The organism is Exiguobacterium sp. ZWU0009 (assembly GCF_000798935.2).
Lineage (GTDB): Bacteria > Bacillota > Bacilli > Exiguobacteriales > Exiguobacteriaceae > Exiguobacterium_A > Exiguobacterium_A acetylicum.
Genome location: NZ_CP018057.1, coordinates 2231120 through 2251413, shown reverse-complemented (window position 1 = coordinate 2251413; position 20294 = coordinate 2231120). Strand labels below are relative to the sequence as shown.

Sequence of the window (20294 nt, the reverse complement as noted above, 5' to 3'; positions counted from 1 at the left end):
ATGTATTGATTTTTGCTGAAGAACGCTTTGAAGCCAAACGAAGATGTATGCTACAATAACACGAGAGTTTGTTTAAGGATGGGAGCGTTCCACATTGATAGAATTCGTACGCGGCGAAGTCGCTTATGTCTGTGCGGAATTCGTGACGGTAGAAGTTGGCGGGATTGGCTACAAAATCGTAGCACCGAACCCGTTTTTTTATCGGACCGGAGACGAACAGATCATCGTATATACGTATCATTATGTCCGTGAGGACCAAGAAGTCTTATTTGGATTCCGTTCCCGTCGTGAGCGTGCCTTGTTCACGAAGTTGCTCGGTGTCACAGGAATCGGACCAAAAGGAGCGCTTGCGATCGTCGCATCAGGGAATGTCGATGCGCTCGTTGAAGCGATTGAACAAGAGAAAGAAAGTTATCTCGTCAAATTCCCAGGGGTCGGCAAGAAAACAGCGAAGCAAATGACGCTCGACCTAAAAGGAAAGTTAGCCGAGCTTGCGCCGGATTACGTACCGAGCGAAGGCTTGTTCGCGCAAGGCAATGCTGAGCTGAATGAAGCTTGTGAAGCCTTGACGGCGCTTGGTTACAGTGACCGAGAAGTCGAGAAAGTCAAAAAAGCGTTGCAGGCAGAAGTCCTGTCGACGGATCAATATGTCAAACGGGCACTCCAGTTGTTATTGAATGTGAGGTGAGGACATGGAAGAGCGCATTTTGTCAGAATCCGCCCATGCGGAAGATCAAGAAGAGTGGAGTCTGCGTCCTCAAACGCTCGAGCAATATATCGGGCAGGAGAAAGCAAAAGGAAATTTAAGTGTCTTCATCGAGGCGGCAAAAATTCGTCAGGAAACACTCGATCACGTTCTTCTCTACGGTCCTCCGGGGCTCGGGAAGACGACGCTTGCAACGATCATCGCGAACGAGATGGGAGTCGGCATCAAGACGACAGCCGGTCCTGCGATCGAACGACCGGGTGATTTGGCAGCAATCCTATCATCACTGGAACCGGGTGATGTCCTGTTCATCGACGAGATTCATCGATTGAGTCGATCGATCGAAGAGATCCTTTATCCGGCGATGGAGGATTATTGTCTCGATATCGTCATCGGCCAAGGTGAACTTGCCCGCAGTGTTCGGATTGACTTGCCACCGTTTACGCTCGTCGGTGCAACGACACGTGCGGGGATGTTATCAGCACCGCTACGTGATCGTTTTGGCGTGACGCTGAAGCTTGAATATTATACGATGTCAGAGTTGTCTGCCATCGTGACCCGGACGTCACGATTGTTCGGATTCGAAGCGGATCGTCTGGCAGCAGAAGCCATCGCGCTCCGTTCACGCGGAACACCACGTGTCGCGAACCGGTTATTACGGCGTGTCCGTGATTTTGCTCAAGTCGCCCATCAAACCGAGATCGATGCCACGCTTGCGACAAGTGCGCTTGATCGCTTGCATGTCGATGCGCTCGGACTCGACGATGTCGACCATCGTTTACTACGATCGCTTGCAGAACGGTTTGCCGGTGGTCCGGTCGGACTCGAGACGATCGCAGCGACGATCGGAGAAGATGCGCAGACGATCGAGGATGTGTATGAACCATATCTACTGCAACAAGGATTTTTACAACGTACCCCGCGCGGACGTGTCTTAACACCGTTCGCCCGCCAACATTTAGGACTGAAAGAAGGAAATTGAACCAATGGATGTAAACTTATTTGATTTTCATTTACCAGAAGAACAAATTGCTCAAGTGCCATTGCTCGACCGGACGAGTTCGAAATTGATGGTTCTCGATCGGGAGACAGGTGCGATTCAGCATCAGCACTTCCATGATATCGTCGACCACTTCCGGGAGGGCGATACACTCGTCATCAATGATACAAAAGTCTTACCGGCACGTCTCTTTGGTGTGAAGGAAGAGACGGGTGGGAAGATCGAACTGTTACTCTTGAAGCAAACGAGTGACGATGTTTGGGAAACACTTGCGAAACCGGCAAAACGCGTCAAACCAGGAACGATTTTGTCGTTTGGTGACGGATTACTCCGTGCTGAGTGTGTCGAAGCACTTGAAGACGGGGGACGAATCCTGAAGTTTTTCTATGACGGCATTTTTTATGAAGTGCTCGACCAACTCGGAACGATGCCACTGCCACCATACATTCATGAACAACTCGAGGATCAAGATCGTTATCAGACGGTCTACGCTCGCGAACGCGGAAGTGCTGCAGCACCAACAGCCGGGCTTCATTTCACGCCGGAATTGCTTGAAGCATTAAAAGCGAAGGGCGTCCGGATCGCACCGTTGACGCTACACGTTGGACTTGGCACGTTCCGTCCTGTCTCGGTCGACGACGTCGATAGTCATAAAATGCACAGTGAGTACTACGAACTGCCGGAAAGTTCAGCTGCCTTGCTACGCGAAACACGGAAACAAGGCGGACGGATCATCGCAGTCGGAACGACATCGACACGGACGCTTGAAACGGTCATTCGTGACCATGGCGACTTCGTCGAAGCAACGGGCTGGACGGACATCTTCATCTTCCCAGGTCAGGAAGTCAAAGGGATTGATGGATTGATTACGAACTTCCACTTACCAAAATCAACATTGATCATGCTCGTGTCCGCGTTATCGACACGAGAACACATTCTGCATGCCTACGAAGAAGCAGTTGCAAACGGCTATCGCTTCTTTAGCTTTGGTGATGCGATGTTCTTAACGAGAGAGGAACGAAACTAATGACAAAACACGCGGTAACATACGAACATATCAAAACATGTAAACAATCCGGAGCGCGGTTAGGAATCGTCCACACGCCGCACGGCAGTTTCGAGACACCGGTCTTCATGCCGGTTGGAACACAAGCAACGGTCAAGACGATGGCACCGGAACAAATCAAGGACATGAACGCGAACATCATCCTCGCGAACACGTACCACCTCTGGGTGCGTCCAGGACATGATGTCATCAAGGAAGCGGGCGGTCTGCATAAATTCATGAACTGGGATGGCGCGATTCTGACGGACTCAGGTGGTTTCCAAGTGTTCTCACTTGCTGACCTCCGGAACATTTCTGAGGAGGGTGTTCATTTCCGTAACCACTTGAACGGGGACAAATTGTTCTTGTCACCGGAAAAAGCGATGGAAATTCAAAATGCACTCGGTTCAGATATCATGATGGCGTTTGATGAGTGCCCACCGTACCCAGCTTCTCACGAGTACATGAAAGCATCTGTCGAACGAACGAGCCGCTGGGCGGAACGTTGTCTTGCTGCGCATGAACGTCCACACGATCAAGCGCTGTTCGGTATCATCCAAGGTGGAGAATACGAAGACTTACGTCGTCAAAGTGCAAAAGACCTCGTTGCCCTTGATTTCCCTGGTTATGCGGTCGGTGGTCTATCGGTCGGAGAGCCAAAAGACGTCATGTACCGTGCGCTCGAATTCACGACACCACTCATGCCGGAAGACAAGCCTCGTTATTTGATGGGCGTCGGTTCACCGGACGCATTGATCGAGGGTGCGATCCGCGGAATCGATATGTTCGACTGTGTCTTACCGACACGGATCGCGCGAAACGGCACATTGATGACATCACAAGGACGTCTCGTCGTCCGGAACGCGAAGTATGCACGTGATTTCCGTCCGCTCGATGAGAAATGTGATTGCTACGCGTGCAAGAACTACTCGCGTTCGTACATCCATCACTTGATCCGTGCGCAAGAAACGTTCGGTCTGCATCTGTGTTCGACACACAATCTTCACTTCCTCGTCAAGTTGATGGAAGGCGTTCGCCAAGCGATTCGTGAGGATCGCCTGCTCGATTTCAAGGAAGAATTCTTCGAAGAATACGGTTACAATTTACCGAACGCAAAGAATTTCTAACAAATCGTCTGACAAATCAATTCTTTCACGGTATAATGAACGTGATTTGAATGATAAAGGAGCTGAATCAGATGGAAGGCTTAATCACATTCCTCCCGATGATCTTGATCTTCGTGGTGTTCTATTTCTTGTTGATCCGTCCACAGAACAAACGCCAGAAGCAAGTGCGTCAGATGCAAAATGAACTCTCACGCGGCGACTCGATCGTTACGATCGGTGGTCTTCACGGGGTTGTCCAAAAAGTTGACGACATGACGGTGACATTGAAGTCAGGTAATGCACAATTGACATTCAACCGAAGTGCTGTCGCAGAAGTGACGAAAAAATCAACGACTGTCATGGACGACGAAACTGTCGAATAAGGCATTGAAAAGGCGCTTTCCGGATTCCGGAGCGTCTTTTCTGTTTATATATGAGAAAAACGTTTGCTAAGATTACCATTTCTTTTGTAAGCTAGGGTAGGAGAACAAAGTTGTCTGAAAATATACTGGGAACTAGAGAAAGGACAATGTAGCATGATCAAGAAAGGGAAACTTGCCACATTCTTCATCGTCGTCATCGCGTTGCTCGTACTGATCGGTACGACATCGTCATGGTTGTTGAAGGATACGAAGCTCGGCCTTGACCTTAAGGGTGGCTTCGAAGTCTTGTATGAAGTACAACCGCTGAAAGAAGGAGACGTCATCGATCAAAATGCGATGAGTGCGACGCTGACGGCAATCGAGAACCGTGTCAACGTCCTCGGTGTCTCTGAACCAGACATCCGGATCGAAGGCGATAACCGGATTCGCGTTCAGCTTGCTGGCGTCAAGGATCAGACGGAAGCGCGTCAAATCCTCTCTTCGACAGCACAATTGTCATTCCGTGACATCAACGATAAGTTGTTGCTCGATGGATCAGACTTAAAAGCCAAAGGGGCAAAAGTCGGGTATGATCCGAACACGAATGAACCACTCGTCGAGTTGACGATGAAATCAAAAGAGAAATTCTATGAAGTGACACAACAAGTCTCACAAATGCAACCACCTGCGAACCGTCTCGTCATCTGGCTCGATTACGAGAAAGGCGATTCGTATGAAAAAGAAATTCAAAAAGCGAACTCGAAAATCGTTTCGGATGCATCGGTCACACAACCGATTAATTCGGATAAAGCGATCATTTCCGGTGGCGATATCGATGCCGAGTACGGGAAACAATTGTCGTCGATCCTAAACGCCGGCGCATTACCGGTCAAACTCGAAGAAATCTACTCGACATCCGTCTCTGCTGCTTTTGGACAGGATGCGCTCGATCAGACGCTCTTCGCGTCAGCAATCGGTGTAGCTGCGGTCTTCTTGTTCATGCTCTTGTTCTACCGGATCTCTGGATTCGTTTCGATCATCACGTTGCTGTTCTACATCTATCTCGTCATGATCTTCTTTAACGGGATCAATGCCGTCCTCACGTTACCGGGGATTGCGGCACTCGTTCTTGGAGTCGGGATGGCGGTCGATGCGAACATCATCACTGCTGAGCGGATCAAGGATGAATTACGAAGTGGTAAATCCGTCTTGTCCGCATTTAAAGCCGGTAACCGTCGTTCGTTCGGTACGATTCTTGATGCCAACTTGACGACGTTGATCTCTGCTGGTGTGTTGTACTACTTTGGTACAAGTACGGTCAAAGGATTCGCCATCATGTTGATGGTTTCGATCGCCGTCACGTTCGTCACGAACGTCTTTGTCTCACGTTACCTGATGCAACTCCTTGTCAGTAGCCGATGGTTCGATAAGAAGAAATCATGGTTCGGTGTAAAGGAGAGTGAAATCCGTGAGCTTTAATCCTACGAAATTCGATTACGTCAAACATCGTAAAATCTATTTCGCAATCACGATTGCGCTTGTCATCGTGTCGGTCCTCTTGTTGTCGTTCCGTGGTCTAAACCTCGGGATCGACTTCACGCAAGGAACGCGTGTCGAGATTTCTTCTGAGAATCAAATCAAGGAAGCGGACGTCCGCTCTGTCATTGAAGATGCCGGGATTGATGCGGAAGAAATCGATGGTATTCAATTCGCTCAAGGCGGAAAGTTAGCGAACGTCACGTTCGTTGGTGAATTCAGCCAAGAACAAATTTCTGAAATCAAACAATCGGTTGAAGCAGAATACAAGAAAGAACCGAGTATCTCAACAGTTTCGGCACAAGTCGGTCGGGAAATCGCGCGTAACGCGATTTATGCAGTCTTACTTGCGTCACTCGGGATTGTCATCTACGTCTCGTTCCGATTCCAACCGCTCTACGGAATTGCGACAGTCCTCGCATTGCTACATGATGCGTTAATGATCATTGCTTTCTTCTCGCTGTTCCAGATCGAAGTCAATCTGTACTTCATCGCAGCCGTCTTGACGATCATCGGCTATTCCGTCAACGATACAATCGTTACCTTTGACAGGGTACGAGAAAATCTCGGACTTGCTGAAAAAGGTGGACGGAAAGTCTCATTCGATGAATTGGCACACATCGTCAATGAATCGATCCAACAAACGATCATCCGCTCGATCAATACGGTCGTCACGGTCATCATGACAGCAGCAGCGCTCTACATCTTCGGTAGCGAAGCGATCCGTGGATTCAGTCTTGCCTTGCTTGTCGGGTTGATCATGGGGATGTATTCTTCGATCTTCATCGCCGCGCAACTCTGGCTCGTCATGAAAGGTCGGACACTTGGTCGGACAAAACGTGCTTCTTAAAAGAGTATCCGCATCAGCTATCGCTGGTGCGGATTTTCAATTATAATGGGGAAGTTGATTGGAGGGTTTGAGATGTACCATGCTAAAAAAACATGGCTTGATAAAGTCATCGATTCAGAACAAATCGAACAATTGACGGCGGATGGCACGATCTCACCGCACGTCGCACAACTACTTGTCCAACGGGGATTCACGACACGTGAAGCTGCCCGTGATTTTTTAGAAACCGATCAAATGGCATTTCATGATCCATTTGCTTTTAAAGACATGCCAAAAGTCGTCGAACGGATTCAACGTGCCGTTGACGAGGGCGAGATGATTTTAATTTACGGTGATTATGACGTTGACGGCGTGAGTTCCGCTGCGATTCTCTGGCACGCCTTAATTGAAATCGGAGGGATGGCAGAGTGTTATATCCCGAACCGATTCACGGAAGGCTATGGACCAAACGAAGCCGCTTTTCGCTGGGCTGCGGAAGAAGGCTTTAGTCTCGTCATTACCGTTGACTGCGGCATTTCCGGCATCCATGAAGCAGATGTCCTGAAAGAACTCGGTGTCGATTTAATCATCACCGATCATCACGAAGCAAAAGAAACGTTACCCGACGCTTTTGCTTTGATTCATCCGGGTGTTGATCCAGCGTATCCGTTCTCGAAGCTTGCTGGAGCGGGTGTGGCCTTTAAGGTCGCACATGCACTGCTTGATCGGGAACCCGTCGAGTTACTCGATCTTGCCGTGCTCGGAACGATTGCCGATCTCGTCCCACTTGTCGGTGAGAACAGGTTGCTAGCGATTCGTGGCATCGAGGCGCTGAATGCGAGTGAACGTCCGGGTATCCTTGCGTTACGTGACGTTTGTAGTTTAACGGAAGAGGAACTGACCGAAGAATCGGTCGGATTTGCGTTCGGTCCGCGGATCAATGCGGCAGGTCGTCTTGATTCGGCGATGCCAGCGCTTGAGATGTTACTAGCGGAAAGTAAGGATGAGGCACTTCACCTCGCGAAGCAACTCGACCAACAAAATAAGCAGCGTCAAGATATCGTCAAGCAGATTGCGGAAGAAGCGACGGCGCTTGTCGAAGAACGGTTTAAAGATGACCGCGTACTCGTCGTCGATGCGGCAGACTGGAATCCAGGTGTCGTTGGGATTGTCGCTTCGCGACTCGTTGAAAAATATCATCGTCCCGTCATCATGCTGTGTCATGATGCTGAAAAAGGAACAGCTAAGGGTTCTGGACGTTCGATTCCAGCCTTTGATTTATTCGCGGAACTGACGAAGTGTGAAGACATCTTGCCGCACTTCGGTGGACATCCAGCTGCTGCTGGAATGACACTCTCTTCCGATGACGTCGAGACGTTACGTCAACGCTTGAATGAACAGGCTAGCACGTTGCCAGACGATGCCTTCATCGCGACGATTGATGTCGACTTACGTTTGCAAGTCAGCGACGTCTCGATCCAGTTAATTGAAGATATTCAGCGACTCGCACCATTCGGGATGGGGAATCCCGCGCCACGGATTGTCATCGAGCAAGCGAAGATCCGGGACATGAAGCGGATCGGTCGTGACTTGACGCATGTCAAAGCACTACTATCAGGCGACGGGAAGGAACTCGATGCGATCGGCTTCGGCTTCGGCGACCTTGTCGATGAAGTCTCGACCCTGTCGGAGATTCACTTGATGGGCAGTCTGAACATTAATGAATGGAATGGGTTCCGTAAACCACAATTGATGATTCAAGATGTCGCCGTCGAAGATGTTCAAGTGTTTGATTATCGTGGGGGTAAACGACCGCTGAGCGAACTATTTGCCTTACCGCACGAGACAACGACATTCGTTGCCTTTACCGATGAGGTGAAAGAAAAGTACGCGGAACGTCCGTTGAACGGTCCGATCCGTCAAAATATCGTTTTCCTTGACCTACCGGAGGAAGAAGTTGCATTCCATCCTTACGTGCAACAGGCAGAGCGGATTTATTGCGCTTTTAAGGATGAAGGATATTATTTCGAGACGATTCCATCGCGGGAGGACTTCAAACAGTACTTCCAGTATTTCGCGAAATGTCCGCGTGACGAGCTCCGAATTGGTCTTGTACGTTTGTCGAAATCGCGAAAATGGACGAAACGATCGATTAACTTTATGCATTCGGTATTCTCGGAACTTGATTTTCTTGTTACAATGGAGGACGGGCTGCCGGGTGTGAACCCAAATGCTGCAAAACGAGATCTGACGGAAGCTCCGACGTACCAGCGTCATGAAGCACGTCAAGAGCTCGAGCAACAATACATTTATTCGTCACTCGCTCAGTTGAAAGAGCGTTTTGATACTTTGGTAGAAGCGGCGAAGCAGGAGGAAAAGACATGGAGTTCAAACAGCATATAAAAGAGGTCGAAAACTGGCCGAAAGAAGGAATCAGTTTCAAAGACATCACATCACTCATGCAGAACGGACCAGTGTACAAACAATCGGTTGATGCACTCGTCGAATATGCACGCAGTAAAGGCGCTGATGTCATCGCGGGTCCGGAAGCACGTGGATTCGTCGTTGGTTGCCCAGCCGCTTACGCGATGGAGATCGGATTTGTACCTGTCCGTAAAGAAGGAAAATTACCACGTGAGACAGTCCGTGTCGAGTATGGTCTTGAGTACGGAAAAGACGTTTTGACGATGCATGAAGATGCGATTCAACCAGGACAACGCGTCGTCATCCTTGACGATTTGCTTGCAACAGGTGGTACGATCGAAGCAACGATTCAAATGATTGAAAAATTAGGCGGAACGGTTGCCGGAATCGGATTCTTGATTGAACTCGATGGTCTTGGTGGACGTGAGAAACTCGAAGGATACGACGTTCTCTCATTGATTCGCTACGAAGACTAAAGCATATATACTCTCTTGGTACGTGATGACCAAGGGGGTATTTCTTTTTATTTTGACATCTTCTCAAGATTTCACGATAATAAGAACTATATATTAGGGATTCCGTTGCAGACGATCCCGGGGACTGGGTGAGGAAAAGGGATGACAAACAAACAAATCGTAAATGTAGAAGACCTTCTCGCTCGATGTGCGGAATACATGACGCAAGCTGAAGTCAAAGACATCGAACGGGCTTACCAATTCGCGAAAGACGAACATGATGGGCAATTCCGCCGTTCAGGGGAACCATACATCATTCATCCGGTACAAGTTGCCGGTATCTTAGTCGATATTGGTTTGGATGCAACGACGATCGTCGCTGCGCTTCTTCATGATGTCGTCGAAGATACGGACATTACACTCGAAGAATTAACGGAACGATTCGGTCCTGACGTCGCGATGCTTGTTGATGGCGTCACGAAACTCGGGAAAATCAAATATAAATCAAAGCGTGAAGAGCTTGCTGAGAACCACCGGAAAATGTTCATCGCCATGGCGGAAGATATTCGCGTCATCTTGATCAAACTGGCTGACCGTCTGCACAACATGCGGACGTTGCAACATATGGTCAAGGAAAAGCAGGTGCAAAAGGCGGAAGAGACGCTTGAAATCTTTGCGCCGCTTGCCCATCGTCTCGGGATTTCGACGATCAAGTGGGAACTTGAAGACATCAGTTTGCGTTATATCAATCCACAACAGTACTACCGGATTGTCTCAATGATGAAGCAAAAACGGACGGAACGCGAAGCGCTCGTCAGTTCGGTCATCGAAGAGGTCAACGAAGTACTCGATGATGTACAGATCGCGGCGGAAGTCGATGGACGTCCGAAGCATATTTATTCCATTTATAACAAGATGCAAAATTCGAAAAAAGAGTTCAGTGAAATTTATGACTTAATGGCTGTGCGTATCATCGTCGATTCAATCAAGGATTGTTACGCCGTTCTCGGAATCATTCATACGCAATATAAACCGATGCCGGGACGTTTCAAGGATTATATCGCGATGCCGAAGCCGAACATGTATCAATCGCTGCATACGACGGTCATCGGACCGAAAGGCGAGCCGCTCGAGGTCCAAATTCGGACACGGGACATGCATTTTATTGCCGAGTACGGGATTGCCGCTCACTGGGCGTATAAAGAAGGTAAGGAACAGGAAGCGAAATCAGGCTTTGAGGATAAGATTGCTCATTTCCGTGAAATTCTTGAATTGCAGAAGGATACAGCGGATGCTGAAGAATTCATGGAATCGGTCAAAGTCGACTTCTTTAGTGACATGTTGTACGTCTTTACACCAAAGGGTGACGTCATTGAACTCCCGAAAGGGTCTGTTCCGATTGATTATGCCTACCGGATTCATACAGAGATCGGTCACCGAACGATCGGAGCGAAAGTCAACGGACGGATGGTACCGATTGATTATAAGCTGAAGACAGGTGACATCATTGAAATCGTCACATCAAAACACAGTTATGGTCCAAGTAAGGACTGGCTCAAGATTTGTGTGTCGAGTCAGGCGAAGAACAAGATCCGTCAATGGTTCAAACGTCAGCAACGGGAAGAGAACGTCTCCAAAGGACGGGAACTGATCGAAGCGGAAGTGAAGAAGCTTGGTTTTGAGCCGAAGGAAGTCATCAATGAGAAGACGCTCGAAGACGTGACGCGGAAGTTCAACTTCGCGCAAGAAGAAGATATGTATGCTGCCGTTGGCTATCATGGTCTGACCGCTGCCCAAGTCGCGCACAAATTGACGGAAAAGTTACGCAAAGACAAAGAGTCCAAAAATCTTGAACTGAACGAAGCCATCAGCGAGATGAAGACGTTCGATCGTCCGAAGAAAGAAAATCCAGAAGGTGTTCGTGTCAAAGGCATCGACAACATGCTCGTTCGCATGAGCCGCTGTTGTAATCCGGTACCAGGGGACGATATCGTCGGGTATATCACACGTGGACGGGGTGTCTCGATTCACCGGACGGATTGTTTGAACGTCATTCACGAACAAAATCCAGAGCGCTTGCTCGAAGTCGAGTGGGAACACGAAGGTAAAGCCGTTAAGAGTTACAACGTCGAAATCGAAATTTCAGGATTCGACCGGGCTGGATTACTGAACGATGTCCTGCAGTCGGTATCTGCGACGAATACGAACATCGTCGCCGTCAGCGGGAAAGGCGACGACAGTAAGCAAGCCAAAATCACGATGACGATCGCGATCAACAACGTCAATCATTTACAGAAAGTCGTCGATCGGATCAAACAAATCTCTGACGTGTATGCTGTACATCGCGTCATGATGACGTAAGGAGCGGATGAGTCATGCGAGTCGTATTACAACGAGTCAAAGAAGCAAGTGTCACAGTCGATCAGGAGGTCATCGGTCAAATCAAGCAAGGTTTTCTCTTGCTTGTCGGTGTCACGCACGAAGACACGATCGATCAGGTGAACTGGTTAGCTGATAAAATCGCAGGACTCCGTGTGTTCGAAGATGAGGAAGAACGGATGAACCGCTCGTTGCAGGATGTCGACGGTCAGATTCTGTCCGTCTCGCAGTTCACGTTGTATGGTGATGTCAAAAAAGGACGTCGTCCAGCGTTCACGGAAGCAGCGAAACCGGATCTTGCCAACGCGTTGTATGAAGCGTTCAATGAACGTCTTCGCGCGCAAGGACTGAAGGTCGAGACTGGTCAGTTTGGCGCGATGATGGATATCGCGCTCGTCAATGATGGACCGGTGACATTGATTCTTGAAAAAGAAGCAAACGCTTGACAGGAACCGAGAGACGAGGCAATATTAGACGTAACCAAATGATTCATACGACCGAAGACGAAGAGGAGTAATCAAGACCTCGTCTGCTTAGAGAGTCGCCCCTTGGCTGGAAGGGCGAACAGACGAACTCGATGAAAGACCCTTCCGAGGTATCTTCCTGAACTGATAGTAGGGAAGGTCGTACGCAGGCGTTAACTGCACCGAGTGGTCAAATGTGATTTGACAACCAGGGTGGTACCACGGGATCTTCAAGTTCTCGTCCCTTTGCGGACGAGGACTTTTTTGTATTCAAAAAAGGAGGAATTTGAGATGAAATTACCACGCGGTACGTTTGATGTCCTTCCAGGAACAGTCGAACGCTGGCAGTACATCGAGCAACAATTACGTGACATCAGTAAGCGTTACAACTATAAGGAAATCCGGACACCGATTTTTGAGGAGACAGAACTCTTCAAACGTGGCGTTGGTGAGACGACGGATATCGTTCAAAAAGAAATGTTCATGCTTGAGAAACGCGGAAAAGACCAGTTGACGTTACGCCCAGAAGGAACGGCTGCTGTCGTTCGTTCATTCGTGACGAACAAACTGTTTGGTTCACCGAACCAACCGACGAAATTGTTCTACATCGGACCGATGTTCCGTTATGAACGTCCGCAAGCAGGTCGTTTCCGTCAGCTCCACCAATACGGAGTCGAAGCACTCGGTAGCGAGCAACCGGCGATCGATGCAGAAGTCATCAGTCTCGCGATGAGCATCTACCGGTCATTCGGCTTGAAGCACCTCAAGCTCGTCATCAACACACTCGGGGATAACGAAAGCCGCGCCGCACACCGGGCAGCACTCGTCGCTCACTTCAAACCAGTCGTTCACGAGTTATGTCAGGACTGTCAGAATCGTCTCGAAACGAATCCACTTCGTGTCCTCGACTGTAAGGTCGACCGCGATCACCCGAGCATGGCGACGGCACCATCGATTCTTGATTACTTGAACCCGGCATCAAAAGCCTACTTCGACGAAGTATTGCTTCACTTAGACGCACTCGGCATCGAGTATGTCGTTGATCCGACGCTCGTCCGTGGAATCGATTATTACAATCACACGGCGTTCGAAATCATGTCAGAAGCAGAAGGCTTCGGAGCGATCACGACATTATGTGGTGGTGGACGATACAACGGTCTCGTCGAACAGATCGGTGGACCGGCAACACCGGGAATCGGATTCGGAATGGGTATTGAACGTTTATTGATGGCGCTTGAGAATGAGAACGTCTTACCGGCAGTCGATGATCAAATCGATGTCTTCATCGTCGCGCAAGGCAGTGACGAAGTCGAAAAGACAGCAACACGTCTCTTACAATTGATGCGTCTCGAAGGACTTGTCGCGGATCGGGATTATCTTGGTCGGAAGTTCAAAGGACAATTCAAAGCGGCAGATCGCTTGAAGGCACGCTACACGGTCATCCTCGGGGATGAAGAAGTCGAGCGTGGCGCAGCGGCGCTGAAGAACATGGCTACAGGGGAACAGACGGACGTCCCGTTATCAGCAGTCGCTGATACGATCGTCGCGAAATTAAAGGAGGAAGCACAATGATCGGACGCACGCATATGAACGGTCAGGTGACGGAAGAAGTCATCGGACAACACGTTCAACTTAAAGGATGGGTTCAAAAACGACGTGACTTAGGAGGATTGATCTTCCTAGATCTCCGCGACCGTAGCGGCATCGTCCAAATCGTCTTCCAACCGGAAAACGAGCAGGCACACCGTCTTGCGGAATCAATTCGTTCGGAGTATGTCCTCGATATCAAAGGGCACGTCATCGCTCGTGAGAATCCGAACCCGAACATTCCGACTGGACAAGTCGAAGTCGTCGCGGATGAAGTCGTCATCTTGAACGCAGCGAAGATGACACCATTCCCAATCAGTGAAGAAGCAGAGCAGACGTCAGAAGATTTACGTCTCAAATACCGTTATCTTGACTTGCGTCGTCCATCGCTCCAAGAGACATTCCGTCTCCGTTCGAAAGCATCGAACATCATGCGGAACTTCCTTGATGAGCAAGACTTCCTAGAAGTCGAGACACCAATCCTAACGAAATCAACACCAGAAGGCGCACGTGACTATCTCGTACCAAGTCGTGTTCACCCAGGTGAGTTCTACGCCTTGCCACAATCGCCACAATTGTTCAAACAATTGCTGATGGTATCTGGTTTTGAGCGGTACTTCCAAATTGCGCGTTGTTTCCGTGACGAAGACTTACGGGCAGACCGTCAACCTGAATTCACGCAAGTCGACATCGAGACGAGCTTCATGGACATCGAAGACTTGTATGCGATGATGGAGTCAATGATGACGCGTGTCATGAAAGAAACGCTTGGCAAAGATATCGTGACACCATTCCCACGGATGCCGTATGCAGAAGCGATGAGCCGGTATGGCTCGGATAAACCGGATACGCGCTTCGGTCTCGAATTGATTGATGTCGCAGAAGCCGTCAAAGGGGCAGGATTCAAAGTATTCGATATGGCACTTGAAGCAGGTGGCGAAGTCAAAGCCTTGAACGTCAAAGGTGCAGCTGAGCGCTTCTCGCGTAAAGACATCGATAAGTTACAAGAATTCACAGCGATCTACGGCGCAAAAGGTCTCGCTTGGGTCAAAGTGACAGCGGAAGGATTGAACGGTCCGATCGCGAAGTTCTTTGACGAAGAAGCAACCGCTCGCCTGACAGCGGCGACAGATGCGGAAGCAGGCGACTTATTGTTGTTCGTCGCAGCAAAAGCATCGATCGTAGCAGACAGCTTAGGTGCGCTCCGTCAGAAGTTAGCGAAGGAACTCGACTTGATCGATGAGTCAGTCTTCAATTTCCTTTGGGTGACAGACTTCCCACTCGTCACGTACGAAGAAGAAGATGGTCGTTTCTACGCGAACCACCACCCGTTCACGATGCCACGTCGTGAAGATCTCGAATTGCTCGAGACGGATCCTGGAAAAGTCCTCGCAGTCGCGTATGACCTCGTCTTGAACGGATACGAGCTCGGCGGTGGATCACAACGGATCTATGAACGGGATATCCAAGAGCGGATGTTCAAATTGCTTGGCTTCACAGAAGAAGAAGCAAACGAGCAATTCGGCTTCTTGATGGAAGCATTCGAATACGGAACACCACCACATGCGGGTATCGCACTCGGTCTAGACCGTCTCGTCATGTTACTTGCAGGACGTTCGAACTTGCGTGATACGATTGCCTTCCCGAAAACAGCATCAGCAAGTGATCTGTTGACGGCAGCACCAAGCCCAGTCTCGGATGCGCAATTAAATGATCTCTCGATTCGAACAGCAGTTAAACAATCTTAAGACACGACAAGCGAATCTTCCGGTAGAGGGAGGTTCGCTTGTTTCATGAAGGAGGACGAACGGATGGAACGACAGTTTTTTGAGCGCTCACCGGTTGAAGTCGGTCCAGATTTCTTAGGAACACACATCACCGTCGATGAGGTGACGATGCGGATCGTCGAAGTCGAAGCCTATCTTGGTCCTCACGATCAAGCCGCTCATTCGTTTTCCGGGAAACCTACGAAACGGACGGCACCAATGTTCGGTCCACCGGGACATCTCTATGTTTATTTCACATATGGTATGCATCATTGCATGAACATCGTTTGTGGTCACGAAGGGGAAGGATACGGACTGTTGTTACGAGGTGCCGAAATCATCAAGGGTCATGATCGGGTCGCTGAACGTCGTTTTGGTTGTTCCTACGCAGAGTTGACAGCGGTGCAACGACGCAATCTCGTCAATGGACCAGCGAAACTGTGCCAAGGGTTCGGTCTAACGACAGCTGATTCAGGTCAAGATCTTTATCAAGCCCGTTTTCGACTCGTTGCTGACCCGGTCGATGCAATCGTCCAGACGACTCGCATCGGTATCCCGAATGCAGGAGAAGCGACAGCCTATCCATGGCGGTTCTATGTAGAGGCGAGTGAGGGTGTCAGTAAACGTTAAAAAAATGGACGCTCCGGTAAGGAGACGTCCATTTTTTATTTAGGATTGTTAATTGATTTTTTAGACTGCTGTTTTTTATAGAATTTATAGACGATTGGTCCAACCGTCGTTACAAGCGTCATTAAAGTTCTGAGTTTACCGCGTTTTGCTGCCATTGATTCATTCACTCCTCTGGTTTGTTGTACTAATCATATTCCACGAAAACAACGTCTTAAAACCTCATCGGCACATTAAGTGGTTTTCCAAATACTATAGTCGGGTCATAGTATAAAGAGAAGGGAGACGATCAATATGGGAGCAGTTGTTTGGTATCGTCATGATTTACGTGTTGATGATCATGAGGCACTTCGGAGTGCATGTGAAGAACAGGACGTCATTCGTGCCGTATACGTCAAAGATCAAAAGAAACGCGATTTTAAAAGAGGTACACATCAAGAACGGTTCGAACAAGAGACACTTGAGAACTTAGCGGGTCACCTGTCTCAAATCGGGATCACGCTAGATATAGTAGAAGGGAAGACATGTGAGGTACTCGATTCTTATCTGCAAGCGGATGATACCGTCTATTTCCATAAGATGACCGGAACAGAAGAAGCGACAAGTGAGCAGTATATCGAAGACAGATATACCGTCCACTCTTTTGAAACACAGACGTTACATCGTCGGGAAGATATCGGAAGTGATGAATTAAAGCGCGTCTTTACGGCATTTCGAAAACGGGTCGAGGCGAAAGGGACCTTCTACGATCCACTCGATCCACCAACTGATATTCAGCTGATAAAAGAGGAATCAGTTGAAGCGGACCCAGAGACCGCGTTCCCATTTCGGGGAGGAGAATCAGCGGGAAGGGCACGCCTTCAGGAATATCTCGCCAAGCCTGTATTCACCTATAAAGAAACACGGAATGGGTTCTTACGAAATGATTCATCGAAGTTATCTGCCTGGCTAGCGAACGGTTCACTCTCACCGCGCCGCGTCATGGCTGAATTACAGGAAGCCGAGCGAAAAAAGGGAGCGAATGAATCGACGTACTGGTTGTATTTCGAATTGTTATGGCGTGACTTCTTCCATTTGACGATGCGTGAGACCGGAAGCCGTCTGTTCCGGTCGAGTGGATTACAAGAAGGTCAATACACTTGGAAGACGGACCAAGCAGCGGTCGAAAGCTGGATAGAAGGAAAAACCGGTGTGCCATTCGTCGATGCCTTCATGAACGAGATTCGCGAGACAGGGTGGATGTCGAATCGCGGAAGGCAAATCGTTGCCAGTTATCTGATTCATGAATTAAAGCAGGATTGGCGTATCGGAGCGCGGTATTTCGAACAGCAGTTGGTCGACTATGATGTCGCTTCGAACTATGGAAACTGGGCGTTCATCGCGGGTGTCGGGAATGCGACACGCACACCACGATTCGATCCCGCATTCCAACAACAAAGATATGATCCGAATCAACACTTCACGAAACGTTGGACCTGAAAAAAAGCATCTTTTTCTGGAGTGGGAAGTAGTTGCATTTCAGAAGGGAGGATGCTATATTAAATGCATCAGATGGGGTTCCTGAATTGTACGAGAGCCGCCTTTTATCTTTGAGCCACTCTTTTTTGATAGGGAGTTTGACGTTCCAACTAGTAGTACATGCCTCGTAACACAGCAGGAGGACGTACGAATAGGAATCGGATAAGACACCCACCTGCACAGCAGGTTCAAAAATAAGGTATCGACACGGCACTTCGGGTCCCATCGTCTTATTATTTTATTGTTTGACACGTCGCATGACGTTTTTTTTTATGATATAATTCCGAGTAAAACAGTATGAGTATTGTGAGGTTATGAGATGTTACATCAATTTTCGCGTAATGAACTAGCAATCGGTAAAACTGGACTTGACGCATTGGCATCCAAGTCTATCGCTATTCTGGGAATCGGTGGTGTTGGATCGTTCTCAGCAGAAGCACTTGCCCGCAGTGGCGTAGGTCGTTTGATTCTCGTCGATAAGGATGATATCGACATCACAAACGTCAACCGACAAATCCATGCTTTGCTTCCGACGGTTGGTCAACCGAAGGTTGATGCGATGGCAGAGCGTCTTGCGTTAATCAATCCGGATCTTGAAATCGTTCGTTTGAAGATGTTCTACAACGAAGAGACATTCGAGTCGTTCTTCGAACAGCAACCGGATTATGTCATCGATGCATCGGACACGGTCTCGTTCAAAATTCACTTGATTCAGGAATGTAAGAAACGCAACATTCCGATCATCTCAAGCATGGGGATGGCGAACAAGATGGATCCGACACGCATCAAGATCGTTGACATCAAAGATACAAGTTATGATCCATTGGCGAAGGTCATTCGGACGAAACTCCGGAAAGCCGGTATTCATAAGGGTGTTCCTGTCGTCTTCTCCGATGAACCGCCTGTTAAGATCATCGAAGAAGTCCGTCAAGTCGTCGGAAATGATGCGGCTGCAATTCGTAAGGCAAAGATGCCGCCAAGTTCAAATGCGTTCGTTCCATCAGTTGGTGGATTGATCGCAGCGAGCTACGTCATCAACGAGATCGTCCGTGAAGCCGGCGTGACGATCGAACGCGTTCGTTAAAAAAAGCGACCTTATGGTCGCTTTTTCTGATGTGTGGCTGTTTGTTTGTTCCAAAAATCAAGTCGAGCTTGCAGTTGTTTCTCAAAACCGCGTGGGCTAGGACGATAAAAGACCGGTTTTGTCCGGGCAAGATTCTCAGGCCAGTAATTTTGTGGCACATAGGCATGTTCGAAGTCGTGCGGATATTGATAGGTGACGCCATTCCCAAGTGCTGCTGCCCCCGGATGATGAGCATCGCGCAAGTGCGGCGGAACCGGTCCACCGTCCGAACGACGAACGAGTGTCAATGCTTGATCAATCGCTGAGATGACAGCATTCGACTTCGGTGCTGTCGCGAGATATAAGACCGTTTCAGCGAGCGGAATTCGTGCTTCCGGGAAACCGACGTATTCACAAGCACGGGCACACGCATCGACCATCAATAACGCTTGCGGATCAGACAGACCGATGTCTTCTGCCGCATGGACATAGAGACGACGAACGATGAAACGTGGACTTTCGCCCGCTTCAATCATGACGGCGAGCCAGTAAAGCGCGGCGTCCGGATCGGAACCACGAATCGATTTGATGAAGGCAGAGATGACATCGTAATGCCGATCGCCGTCCTTGTCGTACTTCAATGCTTTTTGCTGAATCGATTCCTCGGCAACAGCGAGGTCGATCGTGATCTGACCATCGATTTCCGGTGTTGTTAAGACGGCGAGTTCAAGTGCATTCAATAATGCTCGGTAATCGCCATCTGACAACTTGACGTAATGATCGATTGCATCATCTGTGATCGTAATCGGATATTTGCCAAGACCACGCTCTTCGTCCTTTAAGGTCCGGTCGAGGACGATTCGTAAATCGTCTGCTGTCGGTGGTTCAAAACGAAAGACCGTTGCCCGCGATAAGAGAGCGGCATTGACCTCAAAACTCGGATTTTCCGTCGTTGCGCCGATCAACGTGATCGTACCCGCTTCAAGCGCCGGCAGTAAGGCGTCTTGTTGCATCTTATTGAATCGATGGATCTCATCGAGAAAGAGAATCGTTTTTTGATCCTCGAACTGAAGACGGGCTTCGGCTGCTTTTAGAATTTCCCGTAATTGTTCCAACTTCGCCGTGACCGCATTCAATTGCTCGAATGCTGATTTCGTATAACTAGAGATAACGCGTGCGAGCGTTGTCTTACCGGTACCCGGTGGACCGTAAAAAATGACGGTTCCGAGACGATCGGCTAAGATGGCACGCCGTAGGAGCGTCGTTTCTCCAATCAGATGGCGTTGTCCGACGATTTCATCCAGATTCTGCGGACGCATTCGATTCGCGAGCGGTCCGGCAGGTGACTGGGATTCAAATAAATGTGCCATACACATACGCTCCTTCCACTTTTAGCTACTACTATACTAGAAAGGATGATCCTTCGC

Annotated in this window: 15 protein-coding genes, 1 other RNA gene, 1 pseudogene and 1 other annotated feature; of the genes and pseudogenes, 16 read left to right on the top strand and 1 reads right to left on the bottom strand. The window is 49.0% G+C overall.

Translation table 11 applies throughout. The features are described 5' to 3' along the window. The first annotated feature begins 94 nt into the window (after window positions 1-94). From ruvA to L985_RS11780, 16 genes and pseudogenes are all read left to right on the top strand, one after another. A complete protein-coding gene (ruvA, locus tag L985_RS11855; RefSeq protein WP_023468936.1) occupies window positions 95-688 on the top strand; it encodes a Holliday junction branch migration protein RuvA in 594 nt (197 codons plus the stop codon). A gap of 4 nt (window positions 689-692) precedes the next feature. Beyond that, window positions 693-1688 (top strand): Holliday junction branch migration DNA helicase RuvB, encoded by a 996-nt coding sequence (gene ruvB, locus L985_RS11850; protein ID WP_029342246.1) that lies wholly within the window; start codon window positions 693-695, stop codon window positions 1686-1688. Window positions 1689-1692: 4 nt separating this feature from the next. Beyond that, window positions 1693-2733, top strand: coding sequence for a tRNA preQ1(34) S-adenosylmethionine ribosyltransferase-isomerase QueA (gene queA / locus L985_RS11845; protein ID WP_023468934.1), 1041 nt, complete (start codon window positions 1693-1695; stop codon window positions 2731-2733). After that, entirely contained in the window at window positions 2733-3878 is a 1146-nt protein-coding gene (tgt, locus tag L985_RS11840) for a tRNA guanosine(34) transglycosylase Tgt (protein WP_029342245.1), read from the top strand. Before queA ends, tgt begins: the two co-directional genes overlap by 1 nt. A gap of 71 nt (window positions 3879-3949) precedes the next feature. After that, the gene (yajC, locus tag L985_RS11835) at window positions 3950-4240 is read left to right on the top strand and encodes a preprotein translocase subunit YajC (RefSeq protein ID WP_029342244.1); all 291 of its coding nucleotides are present in this window, start codon (window positions 3950-3952) and stop codon (window positions 4238-4240) included. 153 nt (window positions 4241-4393) lie between these two features. Next, window positions 4394-6605: pseudogene (secD, locus tag L985_RS17245) on the top strand (protein translocase subunit SecD). A gap of 72 nt (window positions 6606-6677) precedes the next feature. Continuing rightward, window positions 6678-8987, top strand: a complete 2310-nt coding sequence (gene recJ, locus L985_RS11825) for a single-stranded-DNA-specific exonuclease RecJ (protein ID WP_029342243.1) — start codon at window positions 6678-6680, stop codon at window positions 8985-8987. Then, the gene (locus tag L985_RS11820) at window positions 8966-9484 is read left to right on the top strand and encodes an adenine phosphoribosyltransferase (protein WP_023468928.1); all 519 of its coding nucleotides are present in this window, start codon (window positions 8966-8968) and stop codon (window positions 9482-9484) included. Before recJ ends, L985_RS11820 begins: the two co-directional genes overlap by 22 nt. A gap of 141 nt (window positions 9485-9625) precedes the next feature. Continuing rightward, window positions 9626-11824, top strand: coding sequence for a RelA/SpoT family protein (locus L985_RS11815; protein WP_023468927.1), 2199 nt, complete (start codon window positions 9626-9628; stop codon window positions 11822-11824). A gap of 14 nt (window positions 11825-11838) precedes the next feature. After that, window positions 11839-12288 carry a D-aminoacyl-tRNA deacylase gene (gene dtd / locus L985_RS11810; protein WP_029342241.1) on the top strand — a complete coding sequence of 150 codons (450 nt, stop codon included), beginning with the start codon at window positions 11839-11841 and terminating at the stop codon, window positions 12286-12288. Between the two features lie 45 nt (window positions 12289-12333). After that, window positions 12334-12555 (top strand) — a binding site (T-box leader). 42 nt (window positions 12556-12597) lie between these two features. Continuing rightward, on the top strand, window positions 12598-13878 hold the full coding sequence (gene hisS / locus L985_RS11805) for a histidine--tRNA ligase (RefSeq protein ID WP_029342240.1): 1281 nt from the start codon (window positions 12598-12600) through the stop codon (window positions 13876-13878). Then, window positions 13875-15641 carry an aspartate--tRNA ligase gene (aspS, locus tag L985_RS11800; protein ID WP_029342239.1) on the top strand — a complete coding sequence of 589 codons (1767 nt, stop codon included), beginning with the start codon at window positions 13875-13877 and terminating at the stop codon, window positions 15639-15641. The genes hisS and aspS overlap by 4 nt, the downstream gene beginning before the upstream one ends. 63 nt (window positions 15642-15704) lie before the next feature. Next, entirely contained in the window at window positions 15705-16289 is a 585-nt protein-coding gene (locus L985_RS11795) for a DNA-3-methyladenine glycosylase (protein ID WP_047393651.1), read from the top strand. A gap of 291 nt (window positions 16290-16580) precedes the next feature. Beyond that, entirely contained in the window at window positions 16581-17765 is a 1185-nt protein-coding gene (locus tag L985_RS11790; RefSeq protein ID WP_047393653.1) for a DASH family cryptochrome, read from the top strand. A 75-nt stretch (window positions 17766-17840) separates the two neighbouring features. Continuing rightward, window positions 17841-18030: non-coding RNA, 6S RNA (gene ssrS / locus L985_RS11785), on the top strand. A 93-nt stretch (window positions 18031-18123) separates the two neighbouring features. Beyond that, window positions 18124-18888: a tRNA threonylcarbamoyladenosine dehydratase gene (locus tag L985_RS11780; protein WP_035396651.1), complete on the top strand. Its 765-nt coding sequence runs from the start codon at window positions 18124-18126 to the stop codon at window positions 18886-18888. A gap of 11 nt (window positions 18889-18899) precedes the next feature. Here L985_RS11780 and L985_RS11775 read toward each other — a convergent pair whose 3' ends face one another. Further along, window positions 18900-20237 (bottom strand): replication-associated recombination protein A, encoded by a 1338-nt coding sequence (locus L985_RS11775; RefSeq protein WP_047393656.1) that lies wholly within the window; start codon window positions 20235-20237, stop codon window positions 18900-18902. Between the last annotated feature and the right edge of the window lie 57 nt (window positions 20238-20294).